This is a genomic window from Massilia atriviolacea, assembly GCF_003953935.1.
Classification (GTDB): domain Bacteria; phylum Pseudomonadota; class Gammaproteobacteria; order Burkholderiales; family Burkholderiaceae_D; genus Telluria_A; species Telluria_A atriviolacea.
In genome coordinates this window covers 96831-112958 of the sequence record NZ_RXLQ01000017.1, presented here as the reverse complement: position 1 = coordinate 112958, position 16128 = coordinate 96831, and the positions used below count along the sequence as shown (strand labels likewise).

16 protein-coding genes are annotated in these 16128 nt (G+C 66.2%); 6 read left to right on the top strand and 10 right to left on the bottom strand.

Annotated features, from left to right (window positions below; all coding sequences use genetic code 11):
• The 4 genes from EJB06_RS25515 to EJB06_RS25500 all read right to left on the bottom strand — a co-directional run bounded on the left by EJB06_RS25515 (window position 1) and on the right by EJB06_RS25500 (window position 4309).
• Window positions 1-843 (bottom strand): cyanophycinase, encoded by an 843-nt coding sequence (locus tag EJB06_RS25515; protein WP_126076839.1) that lies wholly within the window; start codon window positions 841-843, stop codon window positions 1-3.
• Window positions 840-1850 (bottom strand): methyltransferase, encoded by a 1011-nt coding sequence (locus EJB06_RS25510; protein ID WP_126076838.1) that lies wholly within the window; start codon window positions 1848-1850, stop codon window positions 840-842. Before EJB06_RS25510 ends, EJB06_RS25515 begins: the two co-directional genes overlap by 4 nt.
• Window positions 1851-1855: 5 nt before the next feature.
• Window positions 1856-3334 carry an iron-containing redox enzyme family protein gene (locus EJB06_RS25505; RefSeq protein ID WP_126076837.1) on the bottom strand — a complete coding sequence of 493 codons (1479 nt, stop codon included), beginning with the start codon at window positions 3332-3334 and terminating at the stop codon, window positions 1856-1858.
• Between the two features lie 96 nt (window positions 3335-3430).
• A complete protein-coding gene (locus tag EJB06_RS25500) occupies window positions 3431-4309 on the bottom strand; it encodes an isoaspartyl peptidase/L-asparaginase (protein WP_126076836.1) in 879 nt (292 codons plus the stop codon).
• Window positions 4310-4511: 202 nt separating this feature from the next.
• Here EJB06_RS25500 and EJB06_RS25495 point away from each other — a divergent pair, with 202 nt between their 5' ends.
• On the top strand, window positions 4512-5081 hold the full coding sequence (locus EJB06_RS25495; protein ID WP_126076835.1) for a hypothetical protein: 570 nt from the start codon (window positions 4512-4514) through the stop codon (window positions 5079-5081).
• Between the two features lie 98 nt (window positions 5082-5179).
• Complete coding sequence (locus tag EJB06_RS25490; RefSeq protein WP_126076834.1) at window positions 5180-6445, top strand: DUF2268 domain-containing putative Zn-dependent protease; 1266 nt, start codon at window positions 5180-5182, stop codon at window positions 6443-6445.
• Here the strand turns inward: EJB06_RS25490 and EJB06_RS25485 are convergent.
• Complete coding sequence (locus EJB06_RS25485) at window positions 6421-7041, bottom strand: TetR/AcrR family transcriptional regulator (RefSeq protein WP_126076833.1); 621 nt, start codon at window positions 7039-7041, stop codon at window positions 6421-6423. The two genes, EJB06_RS25490 and EJB06_RS25485, sit on opposite strands and share 25 nt — an antisense overlap.
• Window positions 7042-7133: 92 nt before the next feature.
• On the opposite strand from EJB06_RS25485, the gene EJB06_RS25480 reads away from it, so the two are divergent.
• Together EJB06_RS25480 and ribB are read left to right on the top strand one after the other, a co-directional pair.
• Window positions 7134-8321, top strand: coding sequence for an arabinose transporter (locus EJB06_RS25480; RefSeq protein ID WP_126076832.1), 1188 nt, complete (start codon window positions 7134-7136; stop codon window positions 8319-8321).
• Window positions 8322-8357: 36 nt separating this feature from the next.
• Complete coding sequence (gene ribB, locus EJB06_RS25475) at window positions 8358-9002, top strand: 3,4-dihydroxy-2-butanone-4-phosphate synthase (protein ID WP_126076831.1); 645 nt, start codon at window positions 8358-8360, stop codon at window positions 9000-9002.
• Window positions 9003-9186: 184 nt separating this feature from the next.
• On the opposite strand, the gene EJB06_RS25470 is transcribed toward ribB, so the two are convergent.
• The 5 genes from EJB06_RS25470 to EJB06_RS25450 form a co-directional block, all read right to left on the bottom strand.
• Window positions 9187-9708, bottom strand: a complete 522-nt coding sequence (locus EJB06_RS25470) for a hypothetical protein (protein ID WP_126076830.1) — start codon at window positions 9706-9708, stop codon at window positions 9187-9189.
• A gap of 286 nt (window positions 9709-9994) precedes the next feature.
• Entirely contained in the window at window positions 9995-10510 is a 516-nt protein-coding gene (locus EJB06_RS25465; RefSeq protein ID WP_126076829.1) for a GNAT family N-acetyltransferase, read from the bottom strand.
• A gap of 93 nt (window positions 10511-10603) precedes the next feature.
• Window positions 10604-12196, bottom strand: a complete 1593-nt coding sequence (locus EJB06_RS25460; protein ID WP_126076828.1) for a sensor domain-containing diguanylate cyclase — start codon at window positions 12194-12196, stop codon at window positions 10604-10606.
• Window positions 12197-12515: 319 nt separating this feature from the next.
• Complete coding sequence (locus tag EJB06_RS25455) at window positions 12516-13067, bottom strand: RNA 2'-phosphotransferase (protein WP_126076827.1); 552 nt, start codon at window positions 13065-13067, stop codon at window positions 12516-12518.
• A 133-nt stretch (window positions 13068-13200) separates the two neighbouring features.
• Window positions 13201-13866 carry an NUDIX hydrolase gene (locus tag EJB06_RS25450; protein WP_126076882.1) on the bottom strand — a complete coding sequence of 222 codons (666 nt, stop codon included), beginning with the start codon at window positions 13864-13866 and terminating at the stop codon, window positions 13201-13203.
• Window positions 13867-14028: 162 nt separating this feature from the next.
• Between EJB06_RS25450 and EJB06_RS25445 the strand changes: the two genes are divergently transcribed.
• Together EJB06_RS25445 and pncB are read left to right on the top strand one after the other, a co-directional pair.
• A complete protein-coding gene (locus tag EJB06_RS25445) occupies window positions 14029-14898 on the top strand; it encodes a cysteine hydrolase family protein (protein ID WP_126076826.1) in 870 nt (289 codons plus the stop codon).
• A 38-nt stretch (window positions 14899-14936) separates the two neighbouring features.
• Entirely contained in the window at window positions 14937-16127 is a 1191-nt protein-coding gene (gene pncB, locus EJB06_RS25440) for a nicotinate phosphoribosyltransferase (RefSeq protein WP_126076825.1), read from the top strand.
• Window position 16128 lies beyond the last annotated feature (1 nt).

The window sequence follows — 16128 nt, the reverse complement described above, 5'->3', positions numbered from 1 at the left end:
CTAGGCGATGTCGGTAACGATGTTCAAAAAATCGGCCAGGGCGGCCGGCGTGGCGGGGTCGCCTTGCGCGCCGTAGCGCGACCCGGCCGGCAGCAGGTGCAATCGCACGTCCACCATCTCGGGCACGGCGCGCTGGCGGATGTCGGCCACGTTCGAGACCATGTGGCGGCCGTCGATCATTGTCACGGCGCCCGCGCCGAGGATTTCGATGCCGCCGCCGGCTTCGATCAGCAGCGCCGTATCCTCGTCGATGCCCACGCCCAGCAGGTAGGGGTTCTGCGCGACGACCGTCAGCAGGCGCGCGAGGCGCTGGCGCTGCGAGAAGTGCTGGTCGATCGCCACCCGCTGCATGAAACCGAGGCCGGCGCCCAGGCTGACCGCGCCTTTTTCGGGATGCAGTTCGGCTTTGCCGTCGGCCAGCATGTGGGCCGACATGGCCGACGCGCCCGCGCTGGTGCCGGCGATGCAGGCGCCGCGCGCCAGCGCCGCGTGCAGGGCCTGGTCCAGCAGCGTGCCGCCGATCAGCGCCAGCAGGCGTTTCTGGTCGCCGCCGGTGATGAAGATGCCGTCCGCCTGCGCCACGTCGTCCGCCAGCGAGGCGTCGTTCGCTTCGAGGCGGCTGGTAACCCGGACTTCGCTGCGCCGCGCCACGCCCATGCCGCCGAACGCGGCGTCGTAGATGGCCCACATTTTTTCCGGCACGCGGCTGGCGGTGGTCAGCACCACGATGCGCCTGTCCGCGCCGCCGCACAGTTGGACGAAGCGCTCCAGGATCTGCATGTCGTCCTCGCGGTCCTCGCTGCCGCCGATGACCAGCAGGCTGCCGCGCGCCGGCGCGCTCATGCGGCGCCGTCCGGGCGGGTGGCGCACAGCCACACCGCCGCGATCCGGTCCGCGTGCGCATACGGGGCTTCGTCGAGTTCTTCGCCGAAGACGTCGGGGTCGATTTCGTCGTAGGTCCAGTGAAAGCCGGCCGCGCGCAGGCGCGGTTCGACCGCCTGGCGGAACGGATCGGCGCTGGCGACGATGGCTGCGCCGGTGTACAGCATCAGCGTGCCGCCGGGGGCGAGGCGCTTGATGGCCTCGTCCACGATGGCCACCGACAGCCCGGCGCCCAGGTCGCCGCCGCCGTGGCGGTAGGCGCGCTGCTCGCGGTCGATCAGGTAGGGCGGATTGGCGACGATCAGGTCGAACTGGCCGTCGACCGCGGCCAGCAGGTTGCTGTCGGCGGTGGCGAGATTGCCCACGCCGGCGATGCGCGCATTGACCTCGGTGAGCACCAGCGCGGCCGGGTTGATGTCGACCGCGACGACGCTGGCGTCGGGATGGGCCAGGGCGATGGTGATCGCGCCGGGACCGGCGCCGCAGCCGATGTCGGCCGCGCGCCGCACGGGCAGGGTGCGCGCGGCGAGAGACGCGCGCAGGGCGCGCACGAAGCGGTAGGTGTCCGGCCCGAAGAACACGGCATCGGCCGCGTTGGTCGGGTAGGCCGAATGCAGGTACAGCTGGCCGTCGAGGGTCGAGGCGCGCAGCACGCTGCGCAGCATGCCGTTGTCGTGGTTGACGATGTCGGCCTGGTGCAGCAGGTCGAGCAGGGTGGCGTTGATCACCGCCGGCTTGAAGGCGCGGCTCCAGCCGAAGATGCCGGCCAGGTCGTGCGCCCAGCCGCTCGCCAGGCGCGCGTTGACGCGGCTGTGGGTGAGCGGGGTGACGGTGGTGAAGGCGTAGCCGTGCTGCTTCAGGCCGCAGCCGAGCGCGTACAGCGCGGCGCGCCGCTGGTCGCTGGCCTGGCCCAGCGGCGGCGCCTGGTCGAGCCGGTGGCCGTCGATGGAGATGATGGAGGCGCTCATGCGGGTCAGCCGAGCAGGCGCACGAACATGCGCGTGGCCATCAGGCCGGCGGGCGTGTGGTGGCGCGCCGGCGACATGTGCGCGATCAGCAGCTCCATGGCGGCGCTGGTCGACGGCGCCAGCGCCACCGCCTGTTCGAGGCGGCGCAGCTGGTCGTTTTCGGCTTCGTGCTCGCCGGCCCGGCCGGCGTAAGGGTAGCGGATCAGGGCGCGCGCGCGGTGCTCGGCAGGCGCGGCGTTGCGGGCCGGGGCCAGCGCGCGCTGGCGCGCGCGGAACGACGCCACGCGCGGGCTCGCGCTTGCGGCCTCGCCATCCTGCGCGGGGGACGCGATCCAGTCGGCCAGCACCTGCTGTTCGTAGCTGGAGAAGACGCCGAACATCTCGGCGTGGTCGCCTTGCAGCAGGCCCCAGAAGCGGCTTTCGTGCGGGGCGGCGCCGCGCTTGATCCAGCCGGTGGTTTCAAAGGCGCGCAGCAGGGTCGGAATCTGCTCCGGGTCGGCCAGCCAGGCGTTGATGGTCTTGCCGGCCACGCGGCAGTAATCGCTGTGCATGTTCTGTCCGACCACGGCCTTGGCGGCGAGGATGCGCACCAGTTCCTGTTCCAGGTCGAAGGAGGCGATCACGGAGGCGGTGTTTTCGCCCAGTTCGTTGAGCTTGTAGCCTTCGCGCACGCGCCGGTAGAATTCGGCCGGGTCGGCGGCGCGCGCCATCACCCGTTGCAGCGCATCGACGGCATCTCGCGCATGCCCGGTCGAGCCGTTGTCGACCGTGATGTGCAGGGTGAAGTAATAGGGGTCGATGCCCAGTTCGTTCAATTCGTAGGCGGTGATGAGCAGGTGCAGCGGCAGCTGTTCGTAGCCCAGGTTATAGCCGATCATCTCGGGCAGGAAGCGCTCGCCCGCGTAGGCCAGCGCCAGTTGCAGCGCGCCCTGGGTAAAGTGCGCGCCACCGAGCTCGTCCCAGTCGGCGCAGCCATGGTTGTCGAGCAGGCGCTGGTACAGCGTGACGTGGTTCTTGTCGGGCAGGCCGTCGCCCAGTTCTTCGACATAGGTCTTGAGCAGCGGACGGAAGTCGTTTTCCTGCCAGCGCCGCAGGGTGCTGTACAGCCAGGCGCCGTCCACCAGCTTGGTCGGGGCCACGCAGCGCAGGAAGTACAGCGCATGCGCCTTGCTTGTGAAATAGCGTCGCGCGGCGCCGTCGCGTCGCGCGGCCAGGTACTGCTGATACGCGGCGCCGATGGCGGCGCCGCGCGGCGCGATCCAGCCATCCAGGCCGGCCGGGTTGTCGGGCAGGTCGCACGGATGGGACGCGGCGCGCGCCAGCTGGCCCACCAGGTAAGCCTGGGCGTCGGCTTCGGCGCCGTCGGCCAGGTCGGCTTGCGACAGGGTGTCGTACAGCGCGCGGCAGCTGCCCGTCTCGGGCGCGCTGTGGCGCGGGGCGGTGAGGAGCGGCGCGGCGAACGCGGTGCTTTGCAGGGTAGTCATGGGTACGGGCGATCAGGGTTCGAAAGAGGCCTCATTATGGCGGCCGGCCCGCGCGCCTCGTATCGGTGACCAAGCTGTGCTTGTGTAAGACAACGATTACGCCGCCTGGCAGACGACGGCGCGCGGCATGGGGCGGTTGCTGACCGCCGCGTGGCCGGTTTTGCCGACCGCGATCAGGCCGACCGCCACCGCCGGGTCGAACAGGTCGACGCCGCGCTGCAGCGCCAGTTCCAGCGGCGTGCCGGCGGCGATCCACTGGTAGACCGTGTAGGCCAGCAGGTGGCGCACGATCTGCTCGCCGATGCCGGTGGCGGCCACCGCGCCGCCGGTGCCGGCGTAAAAGCCGCTGCCGATGATGGGCGTGTCGCCCACACGTCCCAGCAGCGAAGGGGCGGAGCCACCGGTCGAACTGGCCACGGCAAAGTGGCCGTCGGCCCCGCGCACCACCGCGCCGACGGTGTCGCAGGCGCGCGCGCCGCTGTCTTCGAGCGCGCGTTCGTAGTTCCACAGGCGCGCGAACTGGGGCTTGTCGCCGAGTTGCGCGACCAGCCGGGCATGGGCCTGGCGCGCTTGCCCGGTCGGCTGGCAAAACGGCGCGTGGCCGCTGTTGTGCGCAAAGCGGGTCGCGCCGTCGCCTGCCAGCAGCCAGTGCGGGCCGTCGGCCACCGCGCGCGCCACCAGCACCGGGTTCCTGACCTGCGTGATGCAGGCCACGCAGCCCAGGCGTCCGTGCGTATCCATCACGGAGGCGTCCATTTCGATGGTCTGGCCGTCCAGGCACAGCACCGAACCGGTGCCGGCGTTGAAGCGGCCGTCGTCTTCCATCGAGACCACCGCCGCAATGGCGGCGTCGAGCGCGTCGCCGCCGCGCTGCAGGGCGGCCAGGGCGAGGCCGGCGGCCAGGACGCAGCCATCTTCATTGTCGCGCGTGTTGCCGGCGCCGCCGTGGACGACGATGGCCGTGGGTGCAGGCATGGTTTCTCCGCAAAGGTGGTGGCAGGGCCGACATGATCGGACGCGGGGCGTGCGGCCTCTGTGAGTTGCCTAACCGTACGCGCGTGAACTGCTAGTTTATCGAAAAAGCGGCGACTGGTACCGTTTTGCCAACTGACAATGTCACCGACTCGGCGTAGACTCTGTCGCATGGCCGCTTTGCGGCCTCCCACCGGAGCGGTCGATGTCACTGTCCGAAATCATTGCAACAGATCAACTTCAGTCGCGTCCGCGCACGCGCACCGGCAATCCGGACATCGGCGCCATGCCGCGTCCGGTGCCGCAGGAGGGCGTGACCCTGCGCGAAGCCTTGCGCGCACGCTGCGAGGAAGCCCTGTTGCGCAGCTCGGCCCAGTCGGCCGGGATCAGCATTTTCGATACGGACGACCTCGACCAGCTGACCTGGGTCGCCACCGCCGGCGTGCTGGCGCCGTACGAGGGGCGCCGCTTTCCGCGTTCCGACAGCCCGTGCGGCCTGTGCTTTTCCTACCGCAGCACCCAGCTGTTCCAGCGGCCGCACCAGTATTTTCGCTGGATGGCGGAAAACCGGGTGGTCATCGAGGAAGCCCTGGTGGCGCCCCTGATCGGCCAGTTCGGGGCTTTCTACGGCACTATCTGGGTGATGAGCCACGACGATCCCGGCATCCATTTCGACCTCGACGACGCCGATACCCTGGCCGACCTGAGCCGGGGGCTGGCGAGCATCATCCGCCTCAACAATAACGCCCCGGACCAGGACAAGCGCGTCAGATAGGCATCCTGCACCCGCGATCCGGCAAGCTGTCGCATGGCGGCTCACGCGCGCGGCGCTTGCCGCGACAATGCGTGCTTTTCTCCATCAAGGCCAACTTCATGAAACAAATCGTGTTTTTCCATGCCATCGCGCTGGCGGCGGCGCTGTGCGGGCCGGCCCTGGCCCAGACGTCCGGACGCGCCTGGGCCAGTGCGGCCGATGTGGCGCGCGACGGGCACAAGCCGCAGGCCGCGCTCGAGGCCTACCGCAAGGCGGCCGCGAGCGGTTACGCCAGCATGCTGATGGACCTGAAATACGCGGCCACGGCAGCGAAGCTGGGGCACAGGGACGAGGCGCTCGGGATCCTGGAACAGGCGGGCGCCAAACGGGCGTTCCGCCTGCTCGACGACCTGGCGCAAGAGGACGATTTTGCCCCGCTGCGCGGCGATGCGCGCTGGGCCGGCATTGTCGCGGCGGCCGGGGCGAACGAGCGCGCCTACCGCGCTGCCCATGCCAGTCCGGAAGACTTCCGCTTCATCACCAGCGACATCGCGCGCTTCTGGACCGTGTACGACAAGCTCGACAGCGCAGCCGAGCCGGGCGCCCTGCTCGAACGCGACTACCTGGACGCCGGCAGCGCCGGCCTGCATGGCTTCGTGCACATGCGCATCGTGAGCGGCGACAGCCTGGCCCGCCGCATCGGCAAGCACCCGGCCTATTACCGGGCGATCCGTCCCCACACCCTGCGCGTGGCCGCGCTCGAGCCGGCCATCCGCGCCGACATGCGGCGCTTCAAGGCGCTGTACCCGGCGGCGATGTTCCCGGACATTTATTTCGTGATCGGACGCCTCAGTGCCGGCGGTACCGCGTCGCCCGAGGGGCTGTTGATCGGCGCGGAGATGTTCGGACGCGGCCCGGGCGTGCCGACGGAAGAACTCAGCGCCTGGCTGCAGGCGGGCACGGCCGATGTCGACAAGCTCCCGGCCATCGTCGCGCACGAGCTGATGCATTTCCAGCAGCGGCTCGATCCGCAGACCCTGCTCGAGCATGCGATCAAGGAAGGATCGTGCGACTTCCTCGCTTCGCTGGTGAGCACGGGCCAGTTCAACGAGCCGGTCTACCGCTACGGCTATGCCAACGAGGCGCAGCTGAAAACGGAATTCCTGGCGGCGATGGATGGGACCGATTTCAAGCGCTGGCTCTACAGCGGCGCGCCGGAAGGCGATCGGCCGGCCGACCTCGGCTACTTCATGGGCTTCCGGATTACCGAGGCCTATTACAAGCAGGCCAGGGACAAGCGCCAGGCCATCGCCGAGATCCTGCACATCAGCGATTTCAAGCGCTTCCTGGCCGAGAGCGGCTACGCGGCGCCGGCGCGCAGATAGCCGTCGAGCGCATCGACGATGCAGCGTTCGATGTCGGCCGCCGCAAAGCGCGCCGGCGCGTCCATCACGGCGGCGTGCACCAGCGACTCCATCATGCGCAGCAAGACCCAGGTGGCCAGGTCGAGGTCGCTCTGGCCGATCTCGTCGCGGTGCGCTTCCAGCATGCTCAGGATGCGCCGGAAGGAATTGTCGCCGGCCGGGCTGTCCTGGGACGGCGCGTCGAAAAACGGAAATTCCTTTTCCAGCACCTTGTGCAGTTCCGGCTCGACCTGGTGCGCCACCAGCCAGGCATGCACCATGGCCGCCAGCTGCTCGCGCAGGCTGCGCGGGCGGGGGTCGGCCAGCACGGCGTCGACGGCGGCGTACATCTGGGCGCCGTGGCGCTCGTGCAGCGCCGCGATCAGCGAATCCTTGTTCGGAAAATACTGGTAGACCGAGCCCACGCTCACGCCGGCGCGCGCGGCCACGGCATTGGTATTCATGCCGGCGTAGCCGCGTTCTTCCAGAATGCGAGCCGTGGCCTGCAGAATCTGCTCGACCATGTGCTGGGAACGCGCCTGGCGCGGCGCCTTGCGGGGCGTGGGAACGGGGCGCATGCGGGTCCTTGGAATGCGAGTTTTCAACATGAGTGATTGCTCGTATTCTCTCATATCGCGAGCATTTGCTCGTCTTTATGCGAGAGACCCCGATGCAGTCACCTTCGACCTCCGCTGCCGGCGCGCCGCGCAGCCTGTTTCTTGAATTACTTCCGATTACCCTGAGCGTGTTCGTCGGCTTCCTGACGCTGGGGCTGGCGCTGCCGGTATTGCCGCTGCATCTGCAGTCGGCTTTGTCGATGAGTCCGCTGGTGATCGGGAGCGTCATCGCCAGCCAGTTCGCCGCCGCGCTCGCCACACGCGCCTGGGCCGGCAGCATGGTCGACCTGCGCGGCGCCAAACGCGCCGTGGTCATCGGCCTCGGCCTGGGCGCCTGCTCGGGCCTGGCCTATCTGGCATCGCTGGGCGCGCCGGGCGGATACGGCGCTGTCGGGGTGCTGGTCGGTGCGCGCCTGCTGCTCGGCTGCGCCGAAAGCCTGGTGGTCACCGGGGCGCTGGGCTGGGGCGTGGGCCTGGCCGGGCCGCAGAATGCGGGCAAGGTCATGGCCTGGGTCGGCATCGCCATCTACGGCGCCTACGCCGCCGGGGCGCCGCTGGGCGTGTTGGTGTACGGGCGTGCCGGTTTTGGCGGGATTGCGCTGGCCGCCGTCCTGATTCCCCTGCTGGCGCTGGCCATCGTGGCACGCGTGCCGGCGCTGGCGCCGTCGCACAAGGTGCGGGTGCCGTTCTACAAAGTGCTGCGCGCGGTGTGGCTGCCGGGCCTGGGACTGGCGCTGTCGAGCATGGGCTTTTGCGCGCTCACCGCCTTCGTGGCGCTGCTGTTCGCAGGCAGGGGATGGGGCGATGCGGCGCTGGCGTTCACCTCGTTTGGCGTCGCCTTTATCGGCGCGCGGCTGCTGTTCGGCCATCTTCCCGATAGGCTGGACGGCGCCAGGGTGGCGCTGGTGTGCGTGCTGATCGAAGCGGGCGGCCAACTGCTGATGTGGAGCGCGCCGACGGCCTTGCTGGCCTGCGTGGGGGCGGCCATTACCGGTTTCGGCTATTCGCTGGCGTTTCCCGGCTTTGGCGTGGAAGCGGTGCGGCGCGCGCCGCCGCAAAGCCGCGCGGCCGCCATGGGCGCGTACGTCGCCTTTCTCGATATCGCGCTGGCCGTGTGCGGCCCGCTGGCCGGCCTGCTCGCCATGCGCTGGGATGTCGGCAGCGTGTACCTGGCCGGCGCGCTGCTGGTGGCGTCGTCGGCCCTGGTGGCGCTGCGCCTGCTGACGACGCGGCCTGCCTGATTTTTTGTCTTTTTTACTGTAACGGAGTCGTGACTTATGTTGGACCATATCGATAAGCAGCCCGCCAGCGCACTGGCCAACCGCATCCATGCCGCCCTGGACGCCATGCGCGCCGGCGTGCCCGTGATCCTGATGGATGATCACGACCGCGAAAACGAGGCCGACCTGATCGTGGCGGCCGAGCGCCTGACGGTTGCGACCATGGCGCTGATGATCCGCGAGTGCAGCGGCATCGTCTGCCTGTGCCTGCCGCCGGAGACGGTGGGCGCGCTGGCGCTGGCGCCCATGAGCGAGCGTAACGGCAGCCGCCACGGGACCGCGTTTACCGTGTCGATCGAAGCGAAGGAGGGCGTCACGACCGGGGTCTCGGCAGCCGACCGGGTGGCGACCATCCGCGCGGCGACGGCGCCGGGTGCGCGGGCGGGCGATATCGTCAGTCCGGGCCATGTGTTCCCGCTGGCGGCCCGCGCGGGCGGGGTGCTGGCACGGCGCGGCCATACCGAGGGCTCGGTCGACCTGGCGCTGCTGGCGGGCCTGCGTCCGGCCGCGGTGCTGTGCGAATTGATGAATGCCGATGGGACCATGATGCGCGGGGCGCAGATCGAACGCTTTGCGGCGGACCGGGCGATGCCGGTGTTGTCGGTGGCGGATATTGTGGAATGGCGTAACGGGCTGGAGTGAATCGGGCCGTTGCGGTTGAGGTAAGTTCGTACACGCTCACAGTGTCGTGACGGAAGAGCTCGTATATCGCCACCGCCAAGCAACGCCCGACACCTGCTATTCTCCACTTCAAGAAAGCTGTCTCTCGACCGTTCCCAAGCGCCGGTCGAGTGACGTATTCAGAGACGAGTGCGGAGCGTCGACCTTACTCAAAATTCCAACTGTAAATGTCATAAATGGGATCGTCTGAGCCGGAGGTCAGGGGATCACCCGCACAGACGTCCATGATCATGCCACACGAAAAATTCGGTGAGATGCAGAAAAAAAGCGATAGCGCATCCATTGCGAGTGGATTCGACCGATACCACTGTTCGGCGCCTGCTCGTTGTATTTCCATGACAGGTAAGTCTGAACTAATATACTCGCCATTTGCGTGATAAGTGGGGAAGAAGCACAGGAGGGAAGGCAGGTCAGGCAGGCGCCTGATCGCTGACAAGGCGCTCGCATCGACTGAAGGATAGTCTGCCGCGAAAAACGTTTCTTTTTTTAGTCTCGCGTCTTTCATTATCGAAATCGTTCTCTGAAGAATGTCACCTGACGCTGGAAAGAAGATCGGTTGGAGAACTAATTTGCGCAAAGGTTCATTGCGTTCATGAGCAAGAAAGCTGGAGAAGTGTCGGCGCTGAGAATTTTGAATAATTTTAATTAAGATATTTTGGCTGTTCATTTCATGCTCCGAACAAATTGCGCCTTCAGCCAGGTGGGTATCCGCGTTCAGTTCGATGTACCGTTTTGGGGCATCGTCGGCATTCGATCATTGTCGACTCTCGCCTGGTCGGCAGCACATGTAACAAACAACGGCGACTTCTTTAGCCGCCGTTTACCGGGCGTTGGGGTCGACATTTGGAAGCAACGGCACCCTGCGGAATGCGATATGCGCCGCCTCACTGTCGGATGCGCGTTCGCCTGCGCTGCGGACCGCTATTCCATGTTGGAATGTATGCCCGCCCGCGTCAAGTGACGCGCGGGCGCAGGGCGATTGCCAGCATTCCGGACGAATCTTTGCGGTACCCGAGCTTCTTGAACATCCGTTGCGCCCGTTCATTCTCCAGAGCCACGTCTGCGATCAAACGGTCCAGGCACAGCACGTCGCCAGCATACTTCATCAACAGCGCCATGGCGTCCCTCATGTAGCCCTGGCCCCAGGCCGAATGCCGTAACAGGCCACCCGCTTCCGCCTGACGCGCATCGAAGTGATGGAGGCCGCAGGTGCCGATGATCGCGTCGGTATCGGCCAACGCAATCGCCCACTCCAGGGATGTGCCTTCGGCAAGAAGTCGCCGCACGCTGGCGAGCATGATATCGACGCTCTGGCGGTCCGGAAACGGTAGTTCGTCCGTAAATTGCATCACGCGCGGATCGCTGTAGATGGCATGCAGGCCTGCGGCATCGTCATCGGCCATCGCCCTCAGGAGCACGCGTCGGCCGTGAAGGGTCGGCAGTACGGTGGGGAGTGGGAGCGTCGCCATGTTATCCACGCCGGCCGCTTGCAGCAGTGGCCGGGAAGGTGCGCGTCAAGACAGCGATCGCATCGACAATTGCTGCCTGCATGCGGCCGGTGCTCAGTCGCCCAGCACCGAGGCCCGTTCGCGCCGCGACGATGCCGCCGGCGCATCCGGACAGACCCGGTTGCGCCCGGTCGACTTGGCCAGGTACAGGGCCTTGTCGGCCGCTTCGACCAGCTGCTTGCTGTCCATGTCCCTGGACGGCACCAGCGCGTGCACGCCGCAGCTGATGGTGACGATGCCGGCCGGATTGGCCGCATGCTCGCGCCCGGCCGTGACGATCGAACGGCGCACCGCCTCGGCCACCACGATCGCGCCGTACAGGTCGGTATTCGGCAGCAGGATCGCGAATTCTTCGCCGCCCACGCGCGCCGCCAGGTTGCCGGCGCGGCGCCGTCCGGTGCGGATGCACTGGCCGATGAATTGCAGGCAGGCGTCGCCGGCCGGGTGGCCGTAGTGATCGTTGTACTTCTTGAAGAAGTCGACGTCGAGCAGCACCAGCGCCAGCGAGGTGCCGTCGCGCGTGGCGCGGTTGAATTCGGCGTCGAGGCGGGCGTCGAACAGGCGCCGGTTGGCGATCCCGGTCAAGCCGTCGTTACGCGCCAGCAGCTTGAGCGAGCGGTTCTTGGTCACCAGCGCCAATTGCGCATTGCGCAACTGCTCTTCGAGCTCGTCGCGCAAGGTCACCTGGCGGAACAGGCGCAAGCCCATCCAGCACAGGATCAGCAGCAGGATCACCACCCACGCCGTCGACAGGTAGGCGTTGGCCCACCAGTTGGCCAGCGTCTCGTCGGTCGACAGCCCCACCGCCACGAACAGCGGATAGCGCCGCAAGTTGCGGTAGGTGTACATGCGCTCGGCCGCGTCCATGTCGACCGGGACGGCGGCCGAGCCGAGCGTGCCGCGCTCGCGCCATTGCTTGAACAGCGGTTCGGTGGCGATCGAGCGGCCCATCTGCTCTTGCTGGAAAGGGCGGCGCATCACCAGCGCGCCCGTATCGGTGGAAAGCGTGATGGTGCCGTAATTACCGATGTCGAAACTGTCGTAGAAGGTGCGGAAAAAGCTCAGTTGTATCGTGGCCAGCGCCACGCCGGCAAAACTGCCATCCTTGTTTTCCAGGCGGCGCGACACCGGCAGCACCCAGGTATCGGTGGAGCGGCTGCGCACCGGCGCGCCGACGTGCGCCAGCTTGTCCTTGTGCGTCTTGTGATAAATAAAATATTCGCGGTCGGCGTTATTGAACACCGGCACCGGGTCGCGCAGGGAGTGCAACGCCCAGTTACCCTTGGCATCGTAGATATACATGCCCTGCAGCGAAGGCGTGCGGCTGACATGGTCGATCAGGTGCAGGTGCAGGCGCTCGCCGTAGTGGGTAATGCCGTCATGCTCGACGCTTTCGACCACGCCGGCCAGGATGGTGTCGACCAGTTCGATGGTGCTGTCCGCATGGTCGGCCAGGGCACGCGCCATGTTGGCGGTCGAGGCGGCGCTCTGCGCCAGCTGGGTTTCGCGCGCGCTATAGATGCTCCAGCCCTGCACCGCCACCAGCGAAATGCAGACGACAAACAGGAACGAGGCGGCAATGGCGATCAGCGGGCGCTTTTTGCCGTCGAGTTCCGTAACTGGCGATAACTGCTTTTCAGCTTTCATGGCGGAGGAGGTCGCGTTCGAAAAGAATCCTGGGGCGCGCGGGCCCGGGGCAATGCAGGGGTCCGCACGTCGGCATGACGGGTGGATTGAATCGCACTCTGGCGCCTGCATTCACCTCGTCGCGGCTGCGCAAGGCGACGTGGCCAGGGCTGGCTGGATGCGCGCGGTCATTCAATAATAGAGCGGCCATTCTACCTTAGCCCATGCGAACTGGAATCAAATATTTATCCAAAGAATGCTTGTCTGTTGTTTCACACAGCACATTCAAGCACGCCCTGCCCATTCTCGGATGCGGGCGATCAGTTGCCGCAGAGAAAAATCAAGGGAAGGCGATAAACCGCTTGTCGACCGGCCCGGTCAGCCACACACCGTTGGCGGAAAGATAAAACGGCTGGCCTTGCTCATGCAGGGCGCGCGCCTGGACGGCCAGCACCACCGGCACGCCGTGGCGCTGGCCGACGTTGACGGCGGTGGCGCTATCGGCCGACAGGTGGACATGGTGGCGGCTGCCCGGAATCAGGCCCTTGTCGCGGATCGAGGCGGCAAAGCGCGAGGCGGTGCCGTGGTACAGCACCTCGGGCGGCGTTACCGGGGGCAGTTCGAGATCGACGCCTTTGACCGAATGGCCCTGGTTGGCGCGGATGCGCTTGCCGTCGTCGCTGATGGTGAAGCGTTTTTTATCGTTGTCGGCAACCACTTGTTCCAGCAGTTTGCGGTTGAATGGCTTGCCATGGCTGGCTGCGCCGGCGAGCAGTTCGTCGATGTCGGCCCAGCCGTTGTCGTCGAGCTTGAGCTTGATGGTGGCGGGGCTGTGGCGGAGGATCAGGGACAGGAATTTACTGACGGTGACGATGTGTTTGGAGTCTTTCATCAATTTATCGATGGTCTTTTCTATTTTTATGGTTGTTTAAGCGGCGTTATTATACGTGAGCGCAATGCAAGGATGGCAAGATAAGTTGGCAATGCCTGTTGCATAAAACGCAAACAGGGCGGGTGGAAACGGTTCACAGGCCACGTTCCAGCACGGTGAGCGTTTTTTTGACGGCGGCCTTCAGGCGGTACAGCTGGGCCGGGCGATGGGCGCCGCCCGCCTCGAACTGGCCGTCGACCGGGTCGAGCATCGCCATCTCGCTCATCTTACGGCGAAAACTCACCTTGTTCAGGGGCTCGCCCAGCAGCAGTTCATACATGCGCTGCAGTTGCGGCAGGGTAAAGGTGTCGCCGGCCAGGAAGCAGGGCAGGGAGGAATACTGGCTCTTGTTGCGCAGGCGTTCGAGTGCGGTGGCGATGATCGCCTGATGGTCGAACGGCAGCGGGCCCAGTTGCGATAGCGGCACGATATGGACGGCCTCGTCTTTACGGGAGGCCAGCAGGTCGTGCGGCACCAGCGCGTAATGCGCGACCGACACCGACCAGCCGCGCGGATCGCGTCCGGCCCCCGAGAACGTGGCCAGTTGCTCCAGGTAGGGCGCGACGATGCCGGTCTTGTCCTTGATGACGCGCATGGCCGCGTCGTATGCGCTGAGGTCGTCTTCCGGGTGCACATAGCCACCCGGAATCGCCAGCTCGCCCGCGAAGGGCGCATGTTCGCGCCGCAGCAAAACCGCCGCCAGCTCCTCGCCCAGCAGGGTGAGCAGCACGACGTCGACCGTGCAGATCACCGCGCTCATGCGCTGTACACCAGCCGGGGTTGGTTCAACTACGTTTGCGGACATCGGATTCTCCTTCATCTGGTCAGGCAAGCCTGCGGCGGAACAAATTATTGCATAGTTAGTTGCAAAAGTAAATTAAGTAGCTTATGCTTGTCGTACTGTACTCACAAGGACACGCAAATGAAACGCAATCTGCACCTGCTCGTGATCGATCCGCAAAACGATTTCTGCGATCTGCCGGCCGCCTATCTGCCGCCGCCGGTGGGCGACAACGCCGCCCAGGCGCCGGCGCTGCCGGTCCCCGGGGCCCACGCCGACATGCTGCGCCTGGCCGAGCTGGTCCGGCGCGGCCAGGATGGGCTGTCGGCGATCAGCATCACGCTCGATTCGCACCACCGCTTCGACGTGGCGCACAGCGCGTTCTGGATGGATGCGGGGCAGGGCCCGATCGCGCCGTTCACCCAGATCACGTCGCTTGACGTGCGCCAGGGTACATACCTGCCGCGCAAGGCCAGTGCGCTGCCGCGCGTGCTGGCCTACCTCGATGCGCTGGAGGCGGCCGGCCGCTACACCCTGATGGCCTGGCCGGTGCATTGCGAGATCGGCTCCTGGGGCCACAACGTGCACGCCGACCTGCGCGCCGCCTACAACGCGTGGGAAGACAGCGCCCTGGGGATGGTCAATAAAATCAGCAAGGGCAGCAATCCGTGGACCGAGCACTATTCGGCGGTGCAGGCCGAGGTGCCGGACGCCGGCGACGACAGCACCCAGGTCAACCAGGCCTTCCTGGCGCTGCTGCGCGGCGCCGACCAGGTGTATATCAGCGGTGAAGCGGGCAGCCACTGCGTGCGCGCCACCACCGAGCATATCGTCGCCAACTGGGATCCGCGGCAGTTGTCGCAGCTGGTGCTGCTGACCGACTGCATGAGCCCCGTGAGCGGTTTCGGCGCCCAGTACGACGATTTTGTGCGCGACATGCGCGCGCGCGGCCTGCAGATTGCGCAGGCGGCCGATATCGTGCCGGAGCTGCTTGCCAACGCGCGCCGCTAACCTTTATTCCTCTTTTGACGCGCGCCGACGCGAACCATATGACACCGATTGTTCATAGCCTGCTCGAAACCGACCTGTATAAATTCACGATGTGGCAGGCACTGTTGCACCGTCACCCGGCCGCCCAGGCCGAATACGCCTTCACCTGCCGCAATGTGCCGGCCTATCCGCTGGCCGAACTGAAGGCCGACGTCGAGCGCGAGCTCGATCATCTGTGCGCGCTCTCGTTCAAGCCCGAAGAAATCGCCTACCTGCGCGGCCTGCGCTTCATCAAGAGCGACTTTGCCGATTTCCTGACCGTGTTCCGCTTCCAGCGCCACTTTTTGAGCGTGGAAACCGACGGCGAGGAACTGCAGATCCGCGCCAGCGGGCCGCAGGTGCACGTGATGGGCTTCGAAATCTACGTCCTGTACATCGTCAACGAGCTGTATTTCCGCCGCTTCGACCAGGACGCCGCGCTGGCCGAAGGCCGCAAGCGCCTGCAGGCGAAGATCGCCCTGCTGCGCGAGCTGGCCAGCGAGCCGGCCAGGCGCCACCCGTTCGAATTCTTCGACTTCGGCGTGCGGCGCCGCTTTTCCGGCGCCTGGCACGAGGAAGTCGTCGCCACCCTGGCGCGCGAAGTGCCCACCTACTTCAAGGGCACCTCGAATGTGTACTTCGCCATGAAGTACAAGCTGGTGCCGATCGGGACCATGGCCCACGAATACCTGCAAAGCTTCCAGTCGTTCGGCGTGCGCCTGCGCGACTTCCAGAAGGCGGCGCTGGAAGACTGGGTGCAGGAGTATCGCGGCGACCTCGGTACCGCGCTGACCGACGTGGTGGGCATGGATGCGTTTTTGGGCGACTTCGACCTGTATTTCGCCAAGCTGTTCGACGGCCTGCGCCACGATTCGGGCGATCCGGTGGTGTGGGGCGAAAAGGCGCTCGCGCACTACGCCAGACTGCGCCTCGATGCGCATACGCGGCGCCTGGTGTTTTCGGACGGCCTCGATCTGCCGACCGCCTTTTCGCTGTACCGCCATTTTGCCGACCGCACCATGACCGGCTTCGGCATCGGCACCAACCTGTCGAACGATGTCGGCATCACGCCGCTCAATATCGTGATGAAGCTGATGAGCTGCAACGGCCAGCCGGTGGCCAAGCTGTCCGACTCCCAGGGCAAGACGCTGTGCAAGGACGAGACCTTCCTGGCCTACCTGCGCCAGGTCTTCAATCACCCTTCTGCCTGAG

What these genes read in the sequence shown, in the direction of transcription:
- EJB06_RS25515 (WP_126076839.1), bottom strand. Translation starts at nt 843, where the DNA reads ATGAGCGCGCCGGCGCGCGGCAGCCTGCTGGTCATCGGCGGCAGCGAG.
- EJB06_RS25510 (WP_126076838.1), bottom strand. Translation starts at nt 1,850, where the DNA reads ATGAGCGCCTCCATCATCTCCATCGACGGCCACCGGCTCGACCAGGCG.
- EJB06_RS25505 (WP_126076837.1), bottom strand. Translation starts at nt 3,334, where the DNA reads ATGACTACCCTGCAAAGCACCGCGTTCGCCGCGCCGCTCCTCACCGCC.
- EJB06_RS25500 (WP_126076836.1), bottom strand. Translation starts at nt 4,309, where the DNA reads ATGCCTGCACCCACGGCCATCGTCGTCCACGGCGGCGCCGGCAACACG.
- EJB06_RS25495 (WP_126076835.1), top strand. Translation starts at nt 4,512, where the DNA reads ATGTCACTGTCCGAAATCATTGCAACAGATCAACTTCAGTCGCGTCCG.
- EJB06_RS25490 (WP_126076834.1), top strand. Translation starts at nt 5,180, where the DNA reads ATGAAACAAATCGTGTTTTTCCATGCCATCGCGCTGGCGGCGGCGCTG.
- EJB06_RS25485 (WP_126076833.1), bottom strand. Translation starts at nt 7,041, where the DNA reads ATGCGCCCCGTTCCCACGCCCCGCAAGGCGCCGCGCCAGGCGCGTTCC.
- EJB06_RS25480 (WP_126076832.1), top strand. Translation starts at nt 7,134, where the DNA reads ATGCAGTCACCTTCGACCTCCGCTGCCGGCGCGCCGCGCAGCCTGTTT.
- ribB (WP_126076831.1), top strand. Translation starts at nt 8,358, where the DNA reads ATGTTGGACCATATCGATAAGCAGCCCGCCAGCGCACTGGCCAACCGC.
- EJB06_RS25470 (WP_126076830.1), bottom strand. Translation starts at nt 9,708, where the DNA reads ATGAACAGCCAAAATATCTTAATTAAAATTATTCAAAATTCTCAGCGC.
- EJB06_RS25465 (WP_126076829.1), bottom strand. Translation starts at nt 10,510, where the DNA reads ATGGCGACGCTCCCACTCCCCACCGTACTGCCGACCCTTCACGGCCGA.
- EJB06_RS25460 (WP_126076828.1), bottom strand. Translation starts at nt 12,196, where the DNA reads ATGAAAGCTGAAAAGCAGTTATCGCCAGTTACGGAACTCGACGGCAAA.
- EJB06_RS25455 (WP_126076827.1), bottom strand. Translation starts at nt 13,067, where the DNA reads ATGAAAGACTCCAAACACATCGTCACCGTCAGTAAATTCCTGTCCCTG.
- EJB06_RS25450 (WP_126076882.1), bottom strand. Translation starts at nt 13,866, where the DNA reads ATGAGCGCGGTGATCTGCACGGTCGACGTCGTGCTGCTCACCCTGCTG.
- EJB06_RS25445 (WP_126076826.1), top strand. Translation starts at nt 14,029, where the DNA reads ATGAAACGCAATCTGCACCTGCTCGTGATCGATCCGCAAAACGATTTC.
- pncB (WP_126076825.1), top strand. Translation starts at nt 14,937, where the DNA reads ATGACACCGATTGTTCATAGCCTGCTCGAAACCGACCTGTATAAATTC.